25 protein-coding genes and 1 pseudogene are annotated in these 24,405 nt (G+C 37.3%); 4 read left to right on the forward strand and 22 right to left on the reverse strand.

Annotation, left to right across the window (positions count from 1 at the left end; all coding sequences use genetic code 11):
• Positions 1 to 53 precede the first annotated feature (53 nt).
• Together EV579_RS00535 and EV579_RS00540 are read left to right on the forward strand one after the other, a co-directional pair.
• Positions 54 to 1,886: a DNA ligase D gene (locus EV579_RS00535; protein ID WP_103132501.1), complete on the forward strand. Its 1,833-nt coding sequence runs from the start codon at positions 54 to 56 to the stop codon at positions 1,884 to 1,886.
• 67 nt (positions 1,887 to 1,953) lie between these two features.
• Positions 1,954 to 2,649: a YoaK family protein gene (locus tag EV579_RS00540; protein ID WP_133744056.1), complete on the forward strand. Its 696-nt coding sequence runs from the start codon at positions 1,954 to 1,956 to the stop codon at positions 2,647 to 2,649.
• A 728-nt stretch (positions 2,650 to 3,377) separates the two neighbouring features.
• Here the strand turns inward: EV579_RS00540 and EV579_RS00550 are convergent.
• A complete protein-coding gene (locus tag EV579_RS00550) occupies positions 3,378 to 4,490 on the reverse strand; it encodes a response regulator aspartate phosphatase (protein ID WP_039178848.1) in 1,113 nt (370 codons plus the stop codon).
• A 543-nt stretch (positions 4,491 to 5,033) separates the two neighbouring features.
• On the opposite strand from EV579_RS00550, the gene EV579_RS00555 reads away from it, so the two are divergent.
• Complete coding sequence (locus tag EV579_RS00555) at positions 5,034 to 5,405, forward strand: iron chaperone (protein ID WP_034621969.1); 372 nt, start codon at positions 5,034 to 5,036, stop codon at positions 5,403 to 5,405.
• A 51-nt stretch (positions 5,406 to 5,456) separates the two neighbouring features.
• On the opposite strand, the gene EV579_RS00560 is transcribed toward EV579_RS00555, so the two are convergent.
• Positions 5,457 to 6,038, reverse strand: a complete 582-nt coding sequence (locus tag EV579_RS00560; RefSeq protein ID WP_133743786.1) for an undecaprenyl-diphosphatase — start codon at positions 6,036 to 6,038, stop codon at positions 5,457 to 5,459.
• Positions 6,039 to 6,266: 228 nt separating this feature from the next.
• On the opposite strand from EV579_RS00560, the gene EV579_RS00565 reads away from it, so the two are divergent.
• Positions 6,267 to 6,728 carry a macro domain-containing protein gene (locus tag EV579_RS00565; protein WP_133743787.1) on the forward strand — a complete coding sequence of 154 codons (462 nt, stop codon included), beginning with the start codon at positions 6,267 to 6,269 and terminating at the stop codon, positions 6,726 to 6,728.
• Between the two features lie 65 nt (positions 6,729 to 6,793).
• On the opposite strand, the gene EV579_RS00570 is transcribed toward EV579_RS00565, so the two are convergent.
• The 20 genes and pseudogenes from EV579_RS00570 to EV579_RS00660 form a co-directional block, all read right to left on the reverse strand.
• Entirely contained in the window at positions 6,794 to 7,270 is a 477-nt protein-coding gene (locus EV579_RS00570; protein WP_041109174.1) for an immunity protein YezG family protein, read from the reverse strand.
• A gap of 6 nt (positions 7,271 to 7,276) precedes the next feature.
• Positions 7,277 to 9,202, reverse strand: a complete 1,926-nt coding sequence (locus EV579_RS00575; protein ID WP_133743788.1) for a T7SS effector LXG polymorphic toxin — start codon at positions 9,200 to 9,202, stop codon at positions 7,277 to 7,279.
• Between the two features lie 89 nt (positions 9,203 to 9,291).
• Entirely contained in the window at positions 9,292 to 9,426 is a 135-nt protein-coding gene (locus tag EV579_RS19245) for a hypothetical protein (protein ID WP_254966822.1), read from the reverse strand.
• Entirely contained in the window at positions 9,427 to 10,536 is a 1,110-nt protein-coding gene (locus EV579_RS00580) for a response regulator aspartate phosphatase (protein WP_103132384.1), read from the reverse strand. It abuts the gene before it with no gap.
• Between the two features lie 305 nt (positions 10,537 to 10,841).
• Positions 10,842 to 11,423, reverse strand: a complete 582-nt coding sequence (locus EV579_RS00585) for a YiiX/YebB-like N1pC/P60 family cysteine hydrolase (protein ID WP_103132385.1) — start codon at positions 11,421 to 11,423, stop codon at positions 10,842 to 10,844.
• A gap of 371 nt (positions 11,424 to 11,794) precedes the next feature.
• Entirely contained in the window at positions 11,795 to 12,412 is a 618-nt protein-coding gene (locus tag EV579_RS00590) for a hypothetical protein (protein WP_133743789.1), read from the reverse strand.
• Between the two features lie 291 nt (positions 12,413 to 12,703).
• A pseudogene (locus EV579_RS00595) lies at positions 12,704 to 13,488 on the reverse strand (XkdF-like putative serine protease domain-containing protein); the annotation flags it as partial.
• A gap of 20 nt (positions 13,489 to 13,508) precedes the next feature.
• A complete protein-coding gene (locus EV579_RS00600; RefSeq protein ID WP_133743790.1) occupies positions 13,509 to 14,384 on the reverse strand; it encodes a hypothetical protein in 876 nt (291 codons plus the stop codon).
• A gap of 43 nt (positions 14,385 to 14,427) precedes the next feature.
• Complete coding sequence (locus EV579_RS00605; protein WP_133743791.1) at positions 14,428 to 15,249, reverse strand: phage minor head protein; 822 nt, start codon at positions 15,247 to 15,249, stop codon at positions 14,428 to 14,430.
• A gap of 649 nt (positions 15,250 to 15,898) precedes the next feature.
• Positions 15,899 to 16,267: a nuclear transport factor 2 family protein gene (locus tag EV579_RS00610; protein ID WP_103132390.1), complete on the reverse strand. Its 369-nt coding sequence runs from the start codon at positions 16,265 to 16,267 to the stop codon at positions 15,899 to 15,901.
• 391 nt (positions 16,268 to 16,658) lie between these two features.
• Positions 16,659 to 16,928 (reverse strand): structural protein, encoded by a 270-nt coding sequence (locus EV579_RS00615; RefSeq protein WP_234107837.1) that lies wholly within the window; start codon positions 16,926 to 16,928, stop codon positions 16,659 to 16,661.
• Positions 16,929 to 17,019: 91 nt separating this feature from the next.
• Positions 17,020 to 17,202 carry a hypothetical protein gene (locus EV579_RS00620; protein WP_073980085.1) on the reverse strand — a complete coding sequence of 61 codons (183 nt, stop codon included), beginning with the start codon at positions 17,200 to 17,202 and terminating at the stop codon, positions 17,020 to 17,022.
• A gap of 592 nt (positions 17,203 to 17,794) precedes the next feature.
• A complete protein-coding gene (locus EV579_RS00625) occupies positions 17,795 to 18,070 on the reverse strand; it encodes a DUF3986 family protein (RefSeq protein WP_103132392.1) in 276 nt (91 codons plus the stop codon).
• A gap of 14 nt (positions 18,071 to 18,084) precedes the next feature.
• Positions 18,085 to 18,666: a hypothetical protein gene (locus tag EV579_RS00630; protein WP_039166537.1), complete on the reverse strand. Its 582-nt coding sequence runs from the start codon at positions 18,664 to 18,666 to the stop codon at positions 18,085 to 18,087.
• 15 nt (positions 18,667 to 18,681) lie between these two features.
• A complete protein-coding gene (locus tag EV579_RS00635; RefSeq protein ID WP_346266193.1) occupies positions 18,682 to 19,839 on the reverse strand; it encodes a S8 family serine peptidase in 1,158 nt (385 codons plus the stop codon).
• Positions 19,840 to 19,886: 47 nt separating this feature from the next.
• Positions 19,887 to 20,027 (reverse strand): hypothetical protein, encoded by a 141-nt coding sequence (locus EV579_RS19335; protein WP_346266192.1) that lies wholly within the window; start codon positions 20,025 to 20,027, stop codon positions 19,887 to 19,889.
• Between the two features lie 44 nt (positions 20,028 to 20,071).
• Positions 20,072 to 20,911, reverse strand: a complete 840-nt coding sequence (locus EV579_RS00645; protein ID WP_024424079.1) for a hypothetical protein — start codon at positions 20,909 to 20,911, stop codon at positions 20,072 to 20,074.
• A 315-nt stretch (positions 20,912 to 21,226) separates the two neighbouring features.
• Positions 21,227 to 22,561 carry a type I glutamate--ammonia ligase gene (gene glnA, locus EV579_RS00650; protein ID WP_133743793.1) on the reverse strand — a complete coding sequence of 445 codons (1,335 nt, stop codon included), beginning with the start codon at positions 22,559 to 22,561 and terminating at the stop codon, positions 21,227 to 21,229.
• Positions 22,562 to 22,621: 60 nt separating this feature from the next.
• Entirely contained in the window at positions 22,622 to 23,032 is a 411-nt protein-coding gene (locus tag EV579_RS00655; RefSeq protein ID WP_133743794.1) for a MerR family transcriptional regulator, read from the reverse strand.
• A gap of 91 nt (positions 23,033 to 23,123) precedes the next feature.
• Positions 23,124 to 24,404 (reverse strand): methionine gamma-lyase family protein, encoded by a 1,281-nt coding sequence (locus EV579_RS00660; RefSeq protein WP_133743795.1) that lies wholly within the window; start codon positions 24,402 to 24,404, stop codon positions 23,124 to 23,126.
• Between the last annotated feature and the right edge of the window lies 1 nt (position 24,405).

Genomic DNA, 24,405 nt, shown 5'->3' on the forward strand with positions numbered 1-24,405 from the left:
TGAAAATTTCATCCCACTCTAAGAACACATGATATAAGGAAGTGACATGCACAATGAAACCTATGCGATTAACACCTGCACATGATATACCTGCCGGTGCAGACTGGGTGTATGAATTAAAATATGATGGCTTTCGGGCTATTCTTGTATGGGAAGAAGACGGGATTCGTTTAGAAAGCAGGACCGGAAAACGGCTAAATAAGCAATTTCCTGAAGTGATGGATCAATGCGAACAATTAAGAGAACAATTTGCTCCTTTTTTACCGCTGACACTTGACGGAGAATTGGTCTTTTTACTGAGTGAACAGCAAAGCGAGTTTGCGAAAGTTCAGCAAAGAGGCAGGCTGAAAAACAAAGAAGCCATCCAAAGACAGGCTGAACGATTTCCATGTCATTTCATTGCATTCGATCTATTAAGCTGCAAAGGGAAACCTCTCGTTGATTCACCGTTGATGGAAAGAAAAAATCAGCTGCAGCAATTATTCCAAGAAGCAAAGCTCCCCTCATCAGTTCAACTTGAGCACCCTTCCCTTTTGCAGGTCATTCATACAGACCCAGACTCTGAATACATGAAAAACGTGATGACAACGTATTTAGCAGAAGGACTAGTAGCGAAAAAAAAGATGAGTAAATGGCATGACAATACTCGTTCAAAAGAATGGCTGAAAATGAAAAACTGGCGGTATGTCTCTGTCATTGTCACCCGTTTTGACAAAGAAAATGGCTATTTTCAAGGTTCCATTTATCAAGATTCGGCTCTCATCGAGGTTGTCCAATTCAAGCATGGTTTTTCTAAAGAAGAAGAACAAACGCTGCGTACACTATTTCAGACAAAAGGCCAGTTAACAGGAGGATCATTATACGAAATCCCTCCTTCTATCGTTGCCAGCATTGCTTGTATATCCTTTGATGGATCGGCGTTAAGAGAGCCGCGTTTTTCTTCCTTTTTACTAGATGCTGATCCAGCAGCATGTACATTTCAGCAAATGCTCAAACAGCTGTATCCGCTCCCTGCTGCTATAGACGTCACCCACCCTGAAAAACCGATTGTCCCGGCTCTTCAACTAAACAAGGCAGATTACTTACTTTATTTAAGACAAGCGGCTCCCTACCTTTTGCCCTTTTTACGTGAAAGGCGTCTTACTTTAATTCGGTATCCGCATGGCACTGGAGACGAATTCTTTTATCAAAAGTCGACACCTGATTATGCGCCGGATTTTGTTTTAACAGATGAAGTTGATGATATTTCTTATACGGTCTGTAATGATCCTCGTACGCTTCTTTGGCTTGGCAACCAGCTGGCGATGGAATTTCATATCCCTTTTGAGACAAGAGATACGGATCGACCGACAGAAATCGTCTTTGATCTAGACCCGCCATCTGTAAATGAGTTTCATCTAGCCATAGAAGCTGCTAAACGAATCAAAGCGCTTTTAGACGGGCTTTTTCTCACAGCCTTTATTAAAACAAGCGGAGGTAAAGGGCTTCAAGTCTATATTCCTTTAAAGAAAAACGCCTTCACATACGAAGAAACAAGACAATTCACCACGTTCATATGCCAATTTTTATGTGAGCAAGCACCGGATCTTTTTACTCTGGAACGTCTTAAGAAAAAACGCGGCAATCGCTTGTATTTAGACTACATTCAGCACGATGCTGGGAAAACAATCATCGCTCCGTATTCTCCAAGAGGAAATGAGCTTGGACTTGTTGCGACACCCCTTGAATGGGACGAACTCTATCATGATGAGCTTCATCCTTCTCTTTTTACGATGCCGGCTGTGATAGAGCGTTTAAAGGAAAAGGGCGATCCGTTCCGCCGCATGAGGCACCTTGTGAATGATGATGCTTTTAGACAAGTCTTACATCAGCTTGCACACATGTGACCATCTCATCAGATGGACATTTGCGGTCATGAAGCGTTACACTTATTCATTAGAGAGAAAGAAAGGGATGACTATTTTGACCGCACATTCATTTCGAAATACAGCTTTGATTTTCTTATGTCTTTCCGCAGGAATTGTGGATGTGATTGGCTATTTAAGCCTTGGGCATGTGTTTACAGCCAATATGACAGGTAATATTGTGCTGCTTGGCATTGCAGCAGGAAGTTCCTTGAAGTTAACAGCCCTTCATTCCATCATTGCTCTAAGTGGGTTCGTTTTAGGGGTTTTACTTGCAGTTGTGGTAGGCGGGAAGCATGAGAAAGCGTTTTGGCCAAAAGCCGTGACACGCATTTTTATCATAGAAGTGATGATTTTGCTTCTATTTGCTCTCATGACCATTTTCCCTTATACACAAGGTGCTTACTTTATGCTGATCATCCTTTTAAGTATGGCCATGGGCATGCAGACAGCAGCCGCTCGTAAATTGAATGTTGCTGGCATTTCCACAACCGTTCTCACAAGTACACTTGCTAACCTATTTGAAGATGCAGCCCAGCGTATATCATACCGGGAAAAAAGAAAGGCTCCTATCCAACATGTAAGCTTGATGCGAATAGGCTCGATTGTCTTCTACTGTCTAGGTGCAGCTATTGCTGCATACACAGATCGTTACGATCCGTTTATTATCATATGGCTGCCGATCATCATTCTAGGCATCATTGTGATCACTGCTGGATTGAAGCACTTTCACCAATTGAAATAGCCTCTCTTTAGGGGGGCTATTTCAATTATTGTGATCTTACACTAATAACTCCTTACATAAAAACCAGGAGGGCGTCCCATGATGAACGTTGAACCATATGGATATCCAGAAAATGTCCCGAATCCTCCGTACCCGGGAAAACCGCCTAAGCCAGAGAATACACCAGGGCTCAAATAATACCCGCCAAAGCCGATATGGGAACCAACCGGCCCAATATGTGCCCCACCTCCGCTAAAACCGCCTCCATGAAAACCACCATAAACCCGTGGATACATACAATCACCTGCCTTCGAATCAGACCTTATCTCATCATATGCATGACGGATGGGCGGTGCTCCTGCTTTTTCTTTCCTTCTATGTACATTAGACCAATTTGATAAAATTTGAATGAAAAGTCCTGCAAAAAATTAAATTAAGCAAAGAAAAGTGACCTTTTTAACTTGTTGCTCTGCCCTATGTTTATTTAGAATAATGGAGCAGGTAATAAATTTGCACACCCCCTTTGTTGCGAATTCTTCTTATTAAACGTTCTTGCAGCGTTTAATAAGAAGAGCCTATTAAAACACAAAAAACCCTTGCTGACGATCATCAACAAGGGCGAGAGAAAAAGATATTAACCACCAATGATTTTTTCTGCAACTTCGAATGAACCCGCAACGTTTTGCGATAGAACAGTCGCAGCGACCGCTAAACCGACAACGAATAATACTTTTAATCCTGTTTTCATCTTAAATCAACCCCATTCTTTTCATATGTAAATCCGCTTCTAAACTTTTGTTCAAGTAAAAAACAGACTGCTCATAAAGTGCTTGCTTTTCACAATATTTTGCTGCAAATTGTGATAGCTCTTTTACTTCATGATATTCATTCTTTTCTTCTAACTTTCTTAATTTCTCATCAATTTGCTGAAATCTTTGTGGCGCATGCGTTAAGTAAAGATCATGTACGATGCCTATTTTTAGCTGAAACACTTCATGAGAAGCATCTTTTATTCTGGCATATGCAGCCTCTATATATTGGCTTGCACGCTGCTTTTCACCAATCACACAGAGTTCCCGGCTGATCAGATACGTAGAATGGAAAAAGAAATCTGAATCATAATACTCTTGATGGGACAGTGCTTTTTCAAGATGACGTATCGATTCCTTCGGTTTATTCCAAAATGAATATAAAATGGCAACATTGTGATGAAGCTGAGCCAGCATAAAATCATCCTGCTCGCTTGTCAAAACTTCTTCTGCCAGACGATAATTCTCAAGCGCCTCTTCATACCGGCCGATCTCCGTTAGATTCGCTGCTATAAGAGAGTATGAAAGGGCCGTTCTTCTTTCATACTGCTTGTGCCGCTTATAGACGTGCAGCGCTCTGCGGATATAGCTTAATGAGAGCATGATATGACTGAGACGGTAATAAAGCCATGCCACTTTAAAATCGAAATCAGCACGTTCTATCTCACTTGGAATTTTATCTAAGAGCTTTTCAGCACTTTGATACATCTGCAATGCAACCTCATAATTACCTTGATGCTGCTCATACACACCCTCATAAAAATCAAAATAATAGGCAAGACGGTTAGACAGGTCATCTTCTTTTTTTCCATAATGACCCTCTATGCTTTTCGTTGAAACATTGCCCTTTTGCCCTCTTAAATTGTACATCAGAATGTGATGTCTCTTCTCAAGAAGAGAATAGTATATGAGGATATCCGCATCATCAATTTCCTCTACCGCTTGTTTCGCTTTGGCAAATAACCGTTCTGCCTCATCTGCATGATCTTTTTTGATTTCCATGTTCCAGTCATTTAATAGTGATGCCAATTCCGCAACAGGAACTTTGCTCATTCTACACCCCCAATCACCTTCAGCTGCAACACATATTTCACTAAATATGGAACTTCTATTAGCAATTGCTAATTAGTCCATTTGACATCATTTTAATATGAATCACTTGAATCTTCAATAACCGTTTCCATTGAAAGTGCGTTTCTTTCTCCTAGTCAATGATATTTGCGAAAAAATTCCGCCTTTTTTAAAAATAAACATCTTGAGATGAAATGAAAAAAGCGCAATGCCGAAGCCTTTCTAATCTGATGATGGTTCATAGCAGCTTTTCATTTATCCAATTTCTATATATAATATGATCAATCACTTACACGCCTCAGTAGCTCTAGAAGGGAAGAGCGCCGTAAAACAAATTGTAGCTGGCGGGTCGCAAGGCAAGGGTTTCAGAAGCACCGAAAAGCACATAAGCTGAGACAGGTGAAATTCCTGTCGGTGAAACTCCGTAGGGAAGCGTGTTGCCCCTAGCCTATGCTTACGAAAGGAGTGCGGGTTCGAATCCCGTCTGAGGCTTATGAGGTAGATGGATTGGGAGGATAAAATATCATGCATGTGTTTGAAGAATATATCAGCAAAATCGGTAACCCAGAGCTGAAGCAGCGCACTCAAGACATCTTACAATGGGTAGAAGACACATTCCCTCAATTAGAGCCAAGAATTGCTTGGAATCAGCCCATGTTCACAGATCACGGCACATTTATTATTGGGTTTAGCGTGGCAAAACATCACATTTCTGTCGCACCAGAAGCAAAAGGTATTGATCAATTTTCAGCTGACATTGTACAAGCTGGGTACGATCATGGGAAAAATCTGTTTCGCATGAAAGAAAGCTTGCCAGTTGATTATCCTCTCCTAAAAAAAATCATCGAATTTAATATTGAAGACAAAGCGGATTGTTCAACGTTTTGGCGAAAATAAACAGTACCCCGATCTCAGCTTAACAGATCGGGGTATTTTGCTGCAACAATATTATTTTGTTCTCTTCCCTACCAATTTTTGTTCAAGCCATTCATAACATGACAAAAGGGCATCAACGCTCTTTTGGCATATCGGCAAATATACAACGGCGACGGCTGTTAAACACGCTATAGCAGCTCCTGCTAAGACATCAAATGGATAATGAACACCTACCCAAATCCTTGAAAAACCAACAGTACACGCAATGATCAGCCAATAAAAATGGCGTTTATGAAACAGCCAAAAGATCACGCAAATCGAAAAAATAAAGATGGTATGATCACTCGGAAACGAGTTATTCACTTCCTTTTGAATCAAAAGATTGACGTGGCTCATTTCTGCAAAGGGCTGCTGATTAAAATAAAACACCCCAGCGATTTTCCCAAGTAACTCGGCGAATACGAAGGTCACTCCGGCAGAAACGACCATCGCCCTATTGTACCTGCTGCGATTTTGAAACCATACGAACAGACACACGAGCGCTGCCAGCAGCACTGTATATTCAGCTAGTCCAATAAATATTGGATTCAAGTAACCATGATCGATACTGAGCTCATTCACCCACCTAAATAAATCTTCATTAAATCCCCGCATCTCATTTCATCCCTTTTTACTTGATTTACGATAAGGATAATTGAAATGAGATGCCTGCCTCCATCGATCGAACGAACAAACCATGGAATCATATGACAGGTTTGTCACTTTGCTGTCACCTGAACATCGTGTACTAACTAAAAACTCATCAAAGGCTATTAAATCACAGGAACAAAACTGCTATAATAGAACGTAAGTTTGTATTTTATCAAAAAGGGGTTACATCATATGATCAAAACGGTGGATGGAAACATATTAGAGGCAAGCGAAGACATCATTTGTCACCAGGTAAACTGTAAAGGAGTCATGGGAGCTGGATTAGCGAAACAAATCAAAAGCAAATATCCGAATGTGTACAAAGATTATAAACAGTTATGTACAGAACAAGGAGATGACTTGTTAAGCTCCATTCAACTCATCACAACAAAAGACGGAAAAACAATTGCAAACTTATTTGCCCAAGCTGGATACGGAAGAACAAGAAAGCAAACAGACTACGATGCCTTACGCAGCTGCTTTCAACATCTAAAGGATACAGTGACACAATCACCTGAGGAGAAAAACCAAACGTCCATCGCCATTCCATACGGAATCGGCTGCGGATTGGCAGGCGGCGATTGGACGATTGTTGAAGAGATGATTGAAGAGGTGCTGGGTGATTGTGAGGTGACGGTTTATCGGTTTAAATAAAGGGAATGAGAATTTTATGAAACATATATGACAAATACCCTCCTTTATTCGGAGGGTATTCTGCGTTAGTTATCGTCTTTATTTTTTATATAATTTAATACGGCTTCTTTATCTTCTTCATCGTCGGGTAAAAATCCGAACGTTTCATATTCCCAAACTGCGATTCTTTGCACATTGTCTATGCCTAATGAATAAACATCATCATATCCATACTCAATAGAGAATTTCCCTTTATAATCTAATTGGAGGGTAGCTGTTGTCCAAGCACCTAAATCATTTTGTATATATGCCTTTTTCAATGCTTCAAAAATTTCACTAAGTTCGTATAATAAGTGGATGTATGTTGACTTACTTACACTATATTTATGAGGAATTTGATGTCCATTAACATATTCATTTCCATTTTGTTCTTTAAAATAAAACACTATCTCAGCCGAATCATCAAGTATTTCTGCATACATCCAAACTTTATCCCAATCACATGGTATTAATTCATTAATTGATTCTGCTATTTTTTTATAATTTATTTCTAATTCTTCCATTGGGTTTTAACCTCCAGGTTGATTCTTAATAAATACTTGAGAATAACGTTCTCCAATTTTATACTCCACAGAGAAACTAACAGGTCGTAATGAATCTCCCTTATAGATAGGTTCAATGCTCACTGCTACTTGTTTAGGTGGATTTGAATTCAAGGCTTTCAACCACCGTTGCTCCATGGTGTACCATTTCCCGCCGCTTCGATTAATCTGTGAATTCATTGGAAGTAGGTTATCAATATCCCCAGAACCTTTAAAAATAGTTGCGATTAAATGACCTCCGTCATCATCTAGTAATCGATCCGGCTTACCTGAATTGGATTGGGCATATTGGTTTCTTTTGACCTCTCCGTATTTTAAATCACTTGCTTCGACTTTGACAATTCTTCCGTAGTGATCGGTTGTGTAGGTGTAGCCTTGCTTTGTTGAATAAACAACATTCGGTTTTAACACTTTTTTACGTTTCCATCTCACATAGTGATCTCCGTAACTAACAACAGTTGGTGGTGATTTTGGTGCCGGTAATCGTCTGCCTGTCTTAGAGATGCCATATCCTGAATTGTTGTCTAGACGCTTTGCCATAGAGAGGAGTTTATTTTTGAGATTTTCTCCGTCAAACACGTTATACGGCAGCTTCGGGCCGCCAGCCATTTGAAACTTTGGTGAGTATGGCAATAGATTCGGAATAGAGACTCTGTCTAATGATTTTGCACCTTGTACAAGCCCTTTCTTCACCGTTGTTTTTGCCGCTGTTGTCCCCGTTTTTGTAATGGCACCTGCCCCTTTAGAGCCAAAAACGATTTCTGCTAGAGAACCAGTCGCATAGGCGAACCAGTGTGATCGAGAATATGCATCACCATCGATGACTTCTTTTTGGAATGAGTCTGAAATCGACTTTCCAATCGCTTTCGACGTTTCAATTGGATGTGAAACAGCCGTTACGACCGATTCAACGGCACCTCCAGGATCTGTCACAAGATCATAGATGCCAACTACTGTATCTTTGGCCACATCATATAGCCCAACTGCTGCACCTTTTACAACATCAACGAACCCCTCTGATGCTTCTTCCTGCGCTTTGATCTGGAGAAGCTGGCTGTAATATATTTTTTGATCGTAGGAAAGATTTTCATATCCAATTTCGTCTACAATCTCAAAGTATTGTTCTTCTGATATACACGAAGGATCGTTGAGTTTTTCTTTCAATTCTTTGATTCTTCGTTTCTCTTTTTCTTCTTTTTTCACCTTTAAATATGCTTTCACCTGTGCATCGATTTTATCATGATTCTTGTACACATCTGTCTCATGGAATGCTTTTGCATCGTAATACATGGGCTGCGCATTTTTCCCTTTTCCTGTAGCAGCCATCATCTTTGCATAAAAGGTTGCAAGATGTTTCTCAATCGCTTCTGATTTTGCGTATTCTGTTTTTAGGGCATGATCTAATTTATGGACAGCATCAATTGCCTCTTTTCTTTTTTTATTCGCATCGTCTAAATGTTCATTGACCTCTTTACTTGAAAATACATTCAGTTCTATGAGATCACTGATGTCATCAAAAATAGTGGATAGGGCTTCTTTTTGTTCCTTGACCATATCTTTATTGTTTTGAATGCCTTGTTTCAATTGAGCATCTAAAAAGTGCTCATCAATAAATGTACTCCCGCCTAACGATTCATCATCAAGCTTTCCTTTTACCCCATCTAAAAAAGCTTTTTGCATATCAATAAAATCAAGATAAGTGTCCGTGTAAAGCGCAAGATCCTCATAAAAAGCTTTGATATTGTCTGCACCTTTTCCAGTAAATTCATCACCTAATCCCGACACACTTTTTAATGCTTTTTTCACATGCTGCATTTCGTCTCGAAGCTCCTGATAGGCTTTTGACCTTTGTTCGACAGCTGATAGTAAAGATGGAGCATCTAATATTTTCATATAAAAAAGACTCCTTTTATGGAATATTCTTTTACTAGAATACCATAAGGAGTCTTACACTTTAATCCACTTTATCGTTTTTTAACCAATTATCCTCCAGAGCTCCCTCTTGATGCGACGGTTTGGACATCATCATGTTGAGGTTGAATGAAACCATTTGTAAAGAAAAGTGTACCTAATGCTACCACAGCTATTGATAATGGAATAAAAAAAGACTTTTTCATTTAATTCACTCCTTTTCCTACAAATTGACTTGCATGTAAGGCTCTTTTATAGTAATTCAATGATTGTTGCAACAAGCCTTTTTCCTCTAAATATTTCGCCACATCAACCAAGATTTCCTCTAAATCAACCCAAACTCTTCTTTCTTCAAGCTCTGCACACAAATTACTGATATTGGCTTGTTGAGTGTCATTTGTTTCATATAATAGTTCTTTTAACAATTTAAATTTAATTTGAAAAATGTGATGGTTCACTTGTTCCGACAAAGAAATGCCTAGATCAACCCACTCAATCACTTCATTGCTTTGATTTGATACTTCTATTCTGGCTAGTTCATATAAACATCTCATTTTTAATAACATTTGTTGCTCAATTTCTTCATAACTCAGTGTGCGTCTAAAAAATGCAGATGCTTTCTCAGCATTCTCTCTTTTGCTTTCCAAAAAACCCATGCTGTAATAGAGATGAATAATTAAATGATTGTCATTGATACTTCGGATCATGTTCTCTGCTTCGTTAAAAAGTTCACTTGCTTTCTCATATTCAAATTGATCGATTAAGTTCAGCGCATGCAGCATTCTACAGTTAATTTGTCTTTTGATATATGATTCATGTGCATTAAATGTGTCACAAGCAATTTGAGCATGATATTTAGATAAGAAAGTCATTTTCAAATCATAAAATAGAACAGCTAATTTATAATGAAATTCTGCTTTTTCTATTTCATCATCAACATAGGCCAACTTCTTTTCAGCTATTCTGAAATAACTTAGCGCCTTATCATAATCTTGTAAGTAGTCATGATAGATCCCATTATAGAAATAGAAGTAATAGGACATGAGTTTGTTTGTCTTCTCTTCTTTTTCGTCTGGTGCATTCCTCTCAAAGAATGGCTTATCTAGGTTTTTGCTAATATTCTGAAGTTTCAGCTTAAGTCTAAAGCTTAATAGTTGATAATACAAAAGAATATCTTGATTTTCTTCCATTTGTTCGATTGCCTTGTCTATGTCATCTTGCATTTCAATAGCTGCCGACAAATCCCCTTTTTGTATGGCAAGATTCCAGGTGTTTAACATGTTTCCTACCTCCTGAGAGGCAATTAATTCTGTCATCCCTTTACCCCCTTCTAAGCAAATCCCTTATAATATTTTAACACTAGATTTACAACATATGTAAAGACAAACTGTCCTTAATAGAAATTTTCGGTATCCCGCAAATACATTGAATGAGTGACTTTAGAAAAGTTGATTAGAAGTGACAAGCAACTGAACGAATTCTGAGTTCTTTTAGAAGGGCCACTCTAAAAGTGGAATTCACAAAATGTTGTTTTAATGCCCATCACAAAAAAATCAACAGGTAATTGCATAAACAAAAAAGCCTTTCGCATGTCGAAGGCCTGTTTGTTATGAATTAAATATCAACCTATTCGAGCGATAGGAATAACATTTTCATCAGCAGCAATGTGTTCAGGAAAGATAAAACCTTTTGTATCTGAGGTAAAACAAATATCTGCCTCTTTAAAACATACATCTACAAATTCAGAGCAGATAAACTCCTCATTATCTTTATGTTTACCTACTCCCAATCCTATTCGAGCAACTATCTGTGCTATTTCAGATTTATCATAATTCTTGTTTAATAAAGATAAACCTTTAACGATAATGGTATTCTGTTTTTCACCACCATCTTCATTTAACTGTTTGTGCCGTGCAATATATAACTTCCCATCATAACTTTTATTTGTATTCTCATAGTTAGTCAAATAATGTTCTAAAGGAACTATTCTAACTCCATCGTCCTCGACACTTTCAATTATTAATAATAGCCCTTTCCACTTCACAATAATACCAACATGACTAAAGAGTGAATTGGAAACTTGTTTAATTAACTTACTTACCAAATATTCACCCGAACATAATAAAAGGTCACCAGTCCTCAGATCATTCTTTAATTCAGTATATTCTATAGTCTTTATACTTTTAAATTTATCCGAACTCATCTAAATTACAGCCTCCTTGCCTAATTTAAAAATAAAGCCCTCAATTTCTAAGGGCATTAAAAATTAATACTTTTCTGGATTACGTAAGTATCTTTTCACTAATTTTCATATTTAATACAATTCTAATATATTTACTGAAAAGGATCTTCAGCTCTTAAATTAACCAAAACGCATAAGGATTCAGTCATTTTGTAAATATCCCATCTTCTTTAACCTATCTCCATATTCTTTTGAAATCCAACTAGTATTATAATTATAGAGTATCAGCAAACAATCATTTTCGTTGAGTATTTATTTTAGACATACTTTCTTTATTCAAGTTTCTAAAAACAAAATGAAAAGAGCAACTTCCATGTCAGAAGTTACTCTTTTTAATCTTCATCTTCAGGATCTTCGTCTACACCCAATATCAAATTCTCATCTTTAAAATACATTTCATAAAGTGTACGCTCTGTTACTTCTCCTTTTTTAATTCGTTGGTTCAGAATAAACATTAAATCTATAGGTTCACGCTCATAATAAATGCTGTCGCCTTTTTCGAAATGTAGAATAGGCTTGTTTAAGTATGCATAAGATTTTGGCTTAGTAAAACACGTCCACTTCACTTGAGGATGGTTTCTTCTAATAACTTCTGCATAATAAATCCCTATATCCATTGCTATTGCATAGTCCACTTTTGCAATTTCAACTGGATTAGCCAATAAGCTCTTTTTTTCATCTTCATAAATAAAATCAGGATATTGCCTTAATTCTTCTAATTCTCTACCAATCTCTTCTTCTGATAATTCATAAATTTCAATCTGAGATAAAAACCAACTATAGATATCTATAAGTGATTCGGGAGTGAAATTAAAGTCCACCTCTTCATTAGTAACATTTTTCAAAACTTCAATCCGAAGTGGTATCTGATTAACAAACCAATCGAAGAGAATTTTAGCCTCTTTTTTTGATAAAGTTTCAAAAGATTCCATTATAATTGGTGGTTCCATTAATACATACTCCATTAAATTTCTCCCTCATATTTTAATTATTTTTGGATATTGGCTATACTGATTTAACTCAGTTGCATTTTATGGTTTGCTTACTCAATTCTACCAGTATTTGTGCTTATAATGAAGTAGTACTACTTTACTTTATCAATCAATTCAATTTTTTAATCGGAAATCTTTAACCACTTGTTTCCTTACAAGAATGAGAAGTTCTACAACCTATATTTGATACATCGATCCAAATTATTTGCATCTTGTGGACCTAGACATCCCTACAGCTGCGGCCATTTCTTTTGCGACTTCTTCAGGTGGATCAGTTTGGATTCCAGCCAAGTCATCAGTAAACAGAATCTCTTGTGTGATTTCCACAAAATCCTGCAGTGCTGCTCTCACCTTTTCAGGATCAGTCTCCAAGTCTTCATCGTCGTAAGAATCCCATTTATACAAAACGGAATTCAGTGCATCTTGTGCCGCCCAAAACTCACGACGCATGCGGCTTTTGTCGTATCGGTTCTTTACTTCTCCTTTTGATAAAAAGAAGTTTTTAAGCAAAGAAAAAAGCCCCTTCTCTTCAGAAGCTGGCTCACACTCTTGTTTTCCTATGTCTGCTGTTCCGGCCATTGAATATCCTGCTGTTATATCCGGCGGATCTCGCTCTTTTGAATCTGTTCCCAAATTTCATCGGAAGCCTTCGTCACAGGGACCCACGATCCTTTCTTGATAACCTCATCGCCCAATTCAAAGTCAGACGGAACAATTTACGATTCAACGACTTCTCCGACACCGCCTTGGAAATCCTGCTGTTTGTCGATCTCACGTGCATCCTTCAGTAACCCATGAGCGGCTTTTTCGATCTCTTCTGGTGTCATGTAATCTCCATGTGCATCAGCTACGTTTGGTTCGTATACAATACCGTACACAAGACGCTGCGCATCATCAGCCTTCGCAATGACCTTGATTTCATTTTGAAAGTCTGGCTGCTTTTCTGACTTCATAAAAAAGAACTGCTTTTGATTAGCACCCTTGTCCACGTATGAAACGTGTGTGATTTTTGCATTTATCAATTCCCGTGGCACTTCATTCACCTCCTTTCAGTTTAGTCACTTTCTTCTATACTGGCCGCTCGTGCTCTTTCTTCTTTACGGATAGCTTTCTCCTTTTTTCGTTCTCGCCTTTTCACAGCACCTTTTTTCCACAAAGAAGTTATTCCCAGCGTTAAATAATCGCTGATGGTTTTCTTTTGTTTCGTATCATCTGCAATAGCAAGATTTATAATTACAGACATAGACAGCATGAAAAGTGAAAACACTAAACAATATAATAAAATTAGTAATTTTTCTTGTAGTTCATCAACCCAGATGGTTCCATCTCTATATTCATCATAAATCACAATGAGCATAAAAATAAATATTATCCAACTAACGGCAAAGAACGTACTTTCAATAAAAATTGAGATTCTATAGAAAAAGCGGAATAGATAATTCATGCTCACAGTTTTTTTGAAATAATTGTGATCCTTATATATCGCTTCAAAGAGCTTCCAGTATTCTTTTTCTAAAAAATATTCCAAACTTGCAATTTTACGCAATAATAATTTCAAACTTCGATCATCGAATTCGATTCGATAGTGACTATAAGCTGAATGTGTTTCTATAAATCTGTTTATTAACTTTCTGTTTCCGAGCTTTGAAACATTTATTTTTTCAGGATTATAAGTATTTAAAAACTTTCTTATAGATTCAACCTTATGATGGTCATCTTTTATATTTTTTATATTATTCATCTTAAAATACATAGGTTCTATCAATTTATATAAATTTTCCTCAGCATTTTGATAAAAGCGATCTCGATCTTTATGACGAATATTTGTAATAAAAGCAATGGTGGCTGATAAAACAGCAGTAATGAAAGATAAGCCTGCTGCTATTACTGCTATATTCTCTTTGATAAACTCCCACAATTCTGAACTCATAATATAACCCCATTTTTTGAAATAATGAGGATATTATACTATTTCATTCCATGTTTTGTAAGACCCTTCTTCTAATCTCTTCTTTTTCCTCAGCCGACAAACCCAAAATGACTGGGTCAACCACAGGACCAACCGCACAATGACAGTTCACTCGCTCTTTGGGAGAAAGCTTGGTATCTCTCGGAAACATGCACCGCTCTCCGCTGCCTGGTATCTCAAATTCTTCATCGAGAGGGATGATTGTTCCATCCAGCTGCACATGACTTTCTCTCGACTGATTCTTTTTACCGCCGCTGTGCTTCCATCGCTTTCCTGTAACTGCTGGAGATTGGACATAGGATTCATGTTGAGCAACAGAAGAAGCAGTCAACACTTCTGTGACAGCTGTGACACGTGCGCGCTTGCGGCTGAATTCAGGAAGGTCCTTCAGCTCCAATTCAATCTCCTGGATAGAACGGGCTTCTTTTATACCCTCTTTCAGCGTTTGCTCTATGGCTGTATGAGTATTCAGCTGTATCAGCTGCGCCAACTCTTGAGACCAAGATTCAATCCACTCTTCAGTTCTTTCAGATAGAACCTTGAATGGAATATCTGCATCGATGGAATTCATGATCTTCTCGGCCAACTGCGTGACGGTAAGTGTTAGAAAGGCAGCCGTTTCTTTTCCGAACAACTCCGCAAATTCATCTGAAGTGGATAGATCATTATTAAAAAACGCCAGAATGGATTCTAACGTCTCTGAATCGTCTTTGGATATAAAAGCATTTAAAAACGTCCTGCGTTGCATTCTGAACAATTTAGCGGTGGTTTTCTCATACTCTTCCACCAAAGAAGGGATATCCTCCAGTTCAGGGAAATCAGCCACCGCTGCTTTGAGTTCCTTGACCTCATCTTCCTCCGCTTTTTGTAAAAAAGTGTCCGATACTTATTTAAAACTTCTATTTGGAATTTCATCTAAACATTCTTGTAGTAATCGTTTATATCTAATCAAAACTTTTTTCTCTTTTCTATCAACAAAGTTTTGCATTTTCCAAATTCCCAAAGTTAAAAAAGAAACATACAAGATCATAAATGTAGGCGCATGTACATTAAATTTTTCAACTATAGTGATACCATGATTCATCATACTTCCAAATAAAAAAGACATGATTGAAAAAAATGCTGTTTCAAAATAATAGAATATGAAGCCTCCTGAATGTGAAGCTCATTGTACATTGACACAAAGTACCCAACTTTTAACGATTAGATTTATGACTAATTGGCAATAGTAACATGTTCTTTTCGCATTCCGGCAATCGGGACAAGAACTTGTACCGATAAAATAAAAAGCCGCTAAAATAGCGACTTCAATGGGGACCATGTTCTTGTCCCTCGACAATCTTTAATAAACGGAGCAAATTTGTCCCTGGACAATTTTCTGTACCATTCATACGGAGTATCCCTCAACCGTGTTTAACCTCACATCGTATCAGTTTTAAGTGCATGTTTATTGATGTTCTTGTCTCTGGACATCTTTAATCAATCTTACATGGTCTAAAAGTTTCATGTTTAGCTTCATACTCTTCTATTAATCGGATTTTATTTCCATCAAATTCAATCTTTGATATACCATCAAATGAATAAAGTTGTTCTTCTTTTGCTTTAAAATACCATTCTACAAAAAATAAGGTATCATTTACTTGATGAATATTTTTTATCTTCCATTCTAAGACAACTTGCTTCAGTAACATTTTTTTGATCCACAAATGGACTTCCTCTATACCCACATACATTGCTCCATAACATTCGCGGTAGATAATATCATCAGAAAAATACGTATCTAAAAACGTAAAATCTCTAGTTACCCACATAAAGAAATATTCTTTTATAATTTCTTCTTTCATAAGTACTCCTCTATTTTTTAATTAAGCGCAGTTCTTAACTAGTGTTTTGAATCTATTATATCAAAATGAACAAAAAAAAAGTTCTTGGTTGGAATTTATGTCATTCTACACTCATTCGCTTTATTGGTGCACTTTAAAGCCTTGTTATAGTTGCTTTATGCATCTTTTCCCCAAATTGTTTCAAATAAATCCCGATGTATTTACTCTGTTCAAATCATGTAAATACGTTGGTTTCGTTAATTTCATTCATAAGAAATCACCTCCTAAACATATATCGGAGGTGATTTGGAAATTTTCAGGTGTTCACTGAATTGGTTCTATTTAATGTAAAATTCGCTAGTGTAGAATGTTCCCAGAGTTGCAACATGATTGCCCTTTTTGTCGTAACGTTCTACATCCACTCTAAAGCGATAAGTACCTTTTTTGTTACCAATGACTCTTTGATGTCAAATTGATCATAAAGTTTTTCACCTGGGTTAAGGGGGTTCGGGGAATTTGTTTTAATTGTCTCCCACTTTCCATTAACCTTTCTTTGTGGAATAAGGTTGGGACCAGCACTAAAGTCATTGTGGTTTTGTACTGCAATTCGTACAACCTTATCCTCTCCAATTTTGTGATTAGCTTTTGTCGGGTTCGCCGACACTCCAAATCCTGATGCCATGCTCATCATGTCCCTTTTTATATTTTTGCGCTCCTATCCCTCACCCAAGCACGTGCAGCCATACACCCAAAAGACGACTGTTCCCATCAAATCATCGTTTCCTCCGGATACGGCCGCCTTGTCGTTGATACGTTTCGCGTCTCGTTCCCATGATTTCTTCCCAATCCCTATTGGTAATGGGATCAGCATCGTTCTCCTTCTTTCTATTAGAACCAGGAGCAATGCTTTTAAATTGCTTTAATGTCTCTTTAGAAACAGAATCCCTGATCTTCATGTTCATACTCTCCTTGCCGAATAAGCACCACCTTACGCTATTCGCTTAAATAGATTTTTGAATGATGACTACACTTCGAGAGGATGCCAAGTACAGTCAATCATCAAATAAAATGAAAAACTGTCCTCGATACGGCCGCCGTAGACCAGCTGCTATCCAGGCTCAGAATGTCCCTCTCGTATGGCCACATTCCTCAACACCTTTGTTCCGTATCCAGATACGCCATTGATAAGGGAAAGACGTGTCTCCCAATAAAAAAAGCGGACACCAATCATGGCACTTAGAGTGCTAAATGATTAGCGCCCGCAGGTTCTTCCTTCTGGACAAAAAATTCACGTTGGTTTTGCTGTCTCTATCATACGATGATCCACTTAGGAAAAAAGGTCCCCTTTTTGTCGGCTTTTTCTCGGCAATACAAATAAAAAAAGTGCCCATAAACATGGACACTTTGGTTCTATTATTTCCAAAACGCATCGCTTTCAGAATAAATATATTTCTAAGTAATTTTTAAAGTCTACATAACAGTCTTCAAACAGATAAAGATGCCTTCTTCTATATCCTGTTATTTATTGTAACGTATCATACAAAAACGCTATGCTTTAATTAAACCATTTTCTTTTAGAAATCGTTCGAATAATGCATCACCTTTATCCTCAATATCTTCATCATCAATATTATACTCTCCAACCAACAAACCAAAATCATCATATTTTTCATATTTTTGTTTAAGTTTTATACCATAGCTTTCTTGATCAAAAAACAATAACCATTTCCCTGAATCTAAACTTTTAAAAAACACACCTTCATAATCTAAATCATTTTCATAATAGCCTACATGCAAATGCATTGTATCGTCTAAGTTAAGCAACGTTGATCTCCCCTTTAGAAAATAACATGATGATCTTTTAGATTAGGTGGAACATGATAATGCAGAACAGCAGGTCTTCCATGCTTTATAGGTGCATAATCTAGTCTGAATAGTGGTTTTTTGGTTTTTTTGCTACGTACCTGTATAATGCGCCCTCCTGATCCGGGGCCATCAATAATATAATTTTGAGGCGCCTTTAATGCTTTCTGCACATATGGTCTAGCTACTTTCCATCCTTTTTGCATTCCCTTTTTTCCAACTTGAGAAATTAATAATCTTAAAGCAGCAGCCACCACCGGTATCCACTGACCAGTTACACTGTCTTCTTTCAATTCAGCATTCTGACTCTGTAACGCTAAAGTTTCTTCTAATTCAATAAATACTGGATCATTCAAAAGAAAGTCAAATTCTTTATTAAAGTTTGATACATCTACATTTGAAACATCTATACCGGTATCCTCATATACTTGTTCAATCAATTGATCACTAACCACAAGTTCACTATCCTGTGAAGTTACGCTCTCAGCATATACTGGAGTCACCGCCGAAAAACATAGAATAAAAGACAGTACTACTAAAATAAGCTTATTCTTCATATAAACCCTACTTTCTCAAAAAAATTTATCTGTATTCATAACTGAATACCCATTTATTTTATCTAAATTTTTGATTTTTTTCCATATTTTTTTAGAGATTGTGGATTTATTATAAGAAGAATATTCTTCAAAAAAGAGAGCAGCAAGACCTGCCATGTAGGCAGCCGCCATTGAAGTACCACTACTATATAAAAAAGAACCATCTTTTGAATAACTTTTTATATACTGCCCCGGAAGTAGCACATTTAATCCATTACCTACAGTTGTCCCTTTCCATATATCACCGTTCATATTTAAAGCTCCTACAGCAATAACACCTTCAAATTTAGCAGGGTAGAGTATATCGCTCTTTTCTTGTAACCCATAGTTCCCAACCGATGATATTACAACAATATTATTTCTTAAAGCTCTATTTATTACAGATTCCAGTTTTTTAGAATATTTTAAAGTGCCAAATGACATTAGAATAATGTCAACCTTTTCTTCAATACTATAATTCACTGCTTCTATTACATTATTAATATCACCGTTTAAATTGTTATCCAAGGCTTTAATTACATATAAATCGATGTTTGGCGCAACGCCAATGTCTTTATTAGTTAAAATTCCAGCTAAATGAGTTCCATGACCATGATTATCTTGATATGATCTTTTGGGATCTAAAACGTTTACCCCCTTCTTAACATTGATTTCCTGCTTAAATGAAACACCTGAATCAATTAATGCTAGTTTCACACCTTTTCCTGTTAGTTTTTTCTGGTTATGCAGTTTATTAATTTTTAAATATTCATAGGCCCAATTTTCATTCTTAAATTTCTCAGTTTTGTTTTTATTTATTATTAATGTAATAGATGTCACAGTTAGAATTAATACTACTAGAAGGAGTGTAAGTTTCTTCAAAATCATCGCACCTCTTTTAAACATATTATGAGAAACATGATGTATTTTACCATTTTTTTTTTTCAAATACAAAACGCACTCAGATGATTCCAAGTGCTGTCGAAAGTTTAAACGTTGCTTGTTTTTTAAATTGTAATATCGATCTTTCTTTAATCCTAGTTCTTCACATACCTCAAGATCTTTGACCACTCGTGAAGTAAGGTACTTCATGCGAATAATGTCTTGTTCAATTTCATCCAAGCTGTACTCTAGTGCTCTTTCTATTTGCCGCACCTTCAGCTCCGAACAAACATTTTGATCTCTTAATTTTGGAAACAAAGCTAAGATCCATTTGCTTTTTGCTCATCCAAGTTCTCTTGTTTAACTTTTAATGCTTTATAAAGCTTCAATTCATTTATTAATGTCTTACGTACCTGCTTTTCATTGACTTCAGGAATAAGGCATAATTGGTTGGTTAACAAATTTATACCCTCTCTCTAAAAAATCTTATAAGCAGACTGTTTAATTATATAATTGAATTATTGTTTGTAGTACTATCGTTCGTAAATTCCTCGTTTGTAGAATCTTGATCGACCTCTTCAATCGACATTTTTATATTGCACAAGTCTTCTAACTTGATAATTTTTGTTTCTGTACATAACTTTGGCTTAGGATTATTTCCTAATAAAATTAATTCTTTGTTTATAGCGTGTAGTACATACCAAGATTTTTTATTCAAATCACTTTCAAGAATATTTTGTTCATTAGCTAAATCAATGTCAGAAACGAGTATATACTTTTCTTTTGTCCAATATAAAAACTTTGAAATTTGCTTCATTAATGCTGGTATAGGGAGACATAGAACGGTCATACATCCTATTATAATTGCTAATTTTCCAATTGGATTTTCTACGAATACATTTGTTACAACTGTTCCATTCAACGGAAAATAATAGCACAATAAGCAAACCATGAACAGTATTGCTAATAATACTCTTACCCCAAACCGATTAATTTTTGAAGAGAATTGACTGTTTATAACATAAATTATAGTGAAAATTGGAGCACCAATTGCGAAAAAAATTGATCCTATCATGGGAGATAAATTTGGATCCCCAGTCCAGGACGGTACACCAAAAGTATAAAGTATAGACAGATTAATCAATACCCACCATAAAGTCTGTCCAAGATATTTAATACTTAATAATAGTATAACCATATCTTTAGTTAACAACTTTTGTTCAAAGATACTTGATGATAATAAATTAATAGGTCTTATTAATTTGAAAATGATAATAAAAAGTATAGTTGCAGCAGCCAAATTACCTGGTATCCCCATCGTTTTAAGAAATCCAAAATAGTCCATAAATACACACCTTTTCAATATTCTTCTTTATTGAATCGGCATTTTTTAGATTTTTTCAAGTAATTAGGAAGCTCTATCTGCTAAATATCTATTCTGTGAAGAACTTGTATAATTTAAATTTGTGAACTGGCCGTCATGTGTAGTGATCTCGGTTTTACCGTACATTGGGGTTTCAGCCAACACCACATTGTTGAAATTTCAAAGACACTTTTTTTGTTGGTGAATTGTAGGTGGTGCCTGCTTCATTTTGAAATATTAAAAACATCCACAAAACAAAAACCCCTTGAAACCATTGGTTCCAAGGGGTTTTCTTTATTAATACTGAGACATATACTGATCACGTTCCCATGGGTGTACTTGGGTGCGGAACATATCCCATTCAATTTCTTTTGATTCGATGAAGTGCTCGAATAGGTGATCGCCTAGTGCGCTGATCATGACTTCGTTTGATTTTAGCAGCTCGAGTGCTTCTGCAAGTGTTGCAGGAAGGTCAGAGATGCCGTTTTCAAGGCGCTCTTCTTTGTCCATGACATAGATGTTTCTGTCGATTGGTGCTGGTGCTTCTAGTTTGTTTTTGATTCCGTCAAGACCTGCTGCAAGTAATACGCTTAGTGCAAGGTATGGGTTTGCAGATGGGTCTACGCTGCGCACTTCTACGCGTGTGCTGATGCCGCGTGATGCCGGGATACGGATCAATGGGCTGCGGTTTTGTGCACTCCATGCCACATAGCAAGGTGCTTCATAGCCAGGTACAAGACGCTTATAAGAGTTTACAGTTGGGTTTGTGACCGCTGTAAAGCTTGTTGCGTGCTTGACGATACCTGCGATAAAGTGTCTAGCAGTCTCGCTTAATTGTAAATCTGCTTTTTCATCAAAGAATGCGTTTTTACCATTTTTGAATAATGATAGGTTACAGTGCATACCAGATCCGTTTACACCGAACAATGGTTTTGGCATGAATGTCGCATGAAGACCATGCTTTCTCGCAATGGTTTTAACAACGAGTTTGAACGTTTGAATGTCATCACAAGAACGGATCGCGCCTGCATATTTGAAGTCAATTTCATGCTGCCCTGGTGCTACTTCGTGGTGAGATGCTTCAATTTCAAAGCCCATTTCTTCAAGCTCTAGCACGATATCACGACGGCAGTTTTCGCCTAGATCTGTTGGCGCAAGGTCAAAGTATCCGCCTTTATCGTTTAATTCAAGCGTTGGCTCGCCTTTTTCATCTAATTTAAATAAGAAGAATTCTGGCTCAGGTCCAAGGTTGAAATCACTAAATCCTAGTTCTTCCATTTCCTTTAAGATACGCTTTAAGTTGTTACGCGGGTCTCCATCAAATGGTGTCCCGTCTGGCTTATAAATGTCACAAATAAAGCGTGCAACTTTACCTTTTTCTGCTGTCCAAGGGAAAATAACAAATGTGTTTAGATCTGGGTATAGATACATATCTGATTCTTCAATACGTACGAATCCTTCAATAGATGAACCGTCAAACATACATTTGTTATCGAGAGCTTTTTCTAACTGGCTCACAGGAATCTCAACATTTTTAATCGTTCCGAGAATGTCTGTAAATTGCAGACGGATGTACTTTACGTTTTCCTCATTTACTAATTTTACGATATCTTCTCTTGTGTACTTTGCCATTTCGTAAAACTCCTCCCCTACAAAAGGTAAAATGTGTATAGCAATGCTTTTGCTAATTGGTTAACGGAAGAACCTTGACATATCCCCCTGCCTAAAGGTCGTTCCTTGTTGGAAACGTCCAGCCTGAATGAGTTCCTTCTTCAGTAGCTTCCTGAGTTCATCATCTGTCAAGTTGTGCTTATCTGTAGCTTTTTCCTCCGTCTTTGTAGCAGACGATGGATTTTCTGCCTCAGCTTTGGCAAAAAGTTTTTTGATTCCTGCCATGTTTACACCTTGTTCGATGAGGTTTTTAATTTCTAGTAATTTATCAACATCATGAAAAGAAAATAATCGGCGGTTTCCATCACTTCTTGCTGGAAATACTAAACCATTTTCCTCATAATAGCGAATTTGTCTTGCAGATAATTCTGTTAGCTGCATGACAATCCCAATTGGGAATAAAGGCATTGAGCGGCGAATGTTATCACTCATCTCAACTGTCTCCTCCTCTTTGCTTAAATTTATTATATGTCATGTTATATTATGTGTCAACAAGATGTTAGGAATATTAACATGGATTTTTTTATTGAGCAGGTACTTCAATAAAACCTTGTTCCAATAAGGCATCGACAGCACTGCAAATCGCATTTTTCACATGAGCATACGTGAGTCCGCCTTGAACGTAGGCAGTATAAGGCGGTCTGATCGGACCATCGGCTGATAATTCAATACTGGCTCCTTGTACAAAGGTGCCCGCTGCCATAATGACATCGTCTTCGTAGCCTGGCATATAGCTTGCATGTGGTGTGACGTGACTATTAATCGGAGATGCATACTGGATTGCCTGACAGAACGCAATCATTTTTTTAGGATCCCCAAATTCGACTGATTGAATCAAATCCGTTCTTTTCGCATTCCACGCTGGGTTTGTTTGGAATCCGAGCTTCTCAAGAAAACGAGCCGTAAACACTGCGCCTTTTAAGCTTTGAGCTACAACATGCGGCGCCAAGAAAAAGCCTTGATACATTTCTTGGAGCGCATACAGCGATGCACCCGCTTCACTGCCGATGCCTGGAGATGTCATTCGATAAGAGCAAGCTTCTACCCATTTTTCTTTTCCAACGATATAGCCGCCTGTTTTGGCAAGGCCTCCGCCTGGGTTTTTAATGAGTGAACCGGCCATGAGGTCAGCTCCGACATGACACGGCTCTTTTAATTCAGTAAATTCACCATAACAGTTATCTACAAACACAATGATTTCTTCATTAATCTCTTTCACAAATGAAATCATTTGCTCAATTTCTTCTATAGTAAAGGAGGGTCTTGACGCATAGCCTTTTGAACGCTGAATGCCGATGACTTTTGTTTTAGTGGAAATCGACTCTTTTACTTTCTCATAATCGACGGATCCATCTTGTCGTAAATCAATGGCTTTGTAGTCAATCTGGAAGTCTTTTAATGAGCCTGTCCCTTCTTTCCCGCGAATCCCGACAATTTCTTCTAGCGTATCGTATGGTTTTCCCGTCATATAGATCAATTCATCGCCAGGTCTCAGCACACCAAATAAGGCAATGGAAATCGCGTGTGTGCCGGAAATGATTTGCGGACGCACAAGCCCGCTTTCTCCGCCGAAGACATCCGCATAAATCTTTTCTAATGTGTCTCTCCCCATATCATCGTAGCCATATCCAGTCGTCGGATTAAAGTGGGAGTCACTGACTTTGTGCTTTCGATAGCTTTCAAGCACCCGCCACTCATTTTGTTCGCTCTTTTGATCAATTTGCTGATGCACGTGTAAAATCTCTTGTTCTGTTTCTGCTGCTGCTTTTTCTAAAATACTGCCGTGTTTTAATGTGTGAAACATC

The sequence above is a fragment of the Bacillus sp. BK450 genome (assembly GCF_004364885.1).
Lineage (GTDB): Bacteria > Bacillota > Bacilli > Bacillales > Bacillaceae > Bacillus > Bacillus safensis.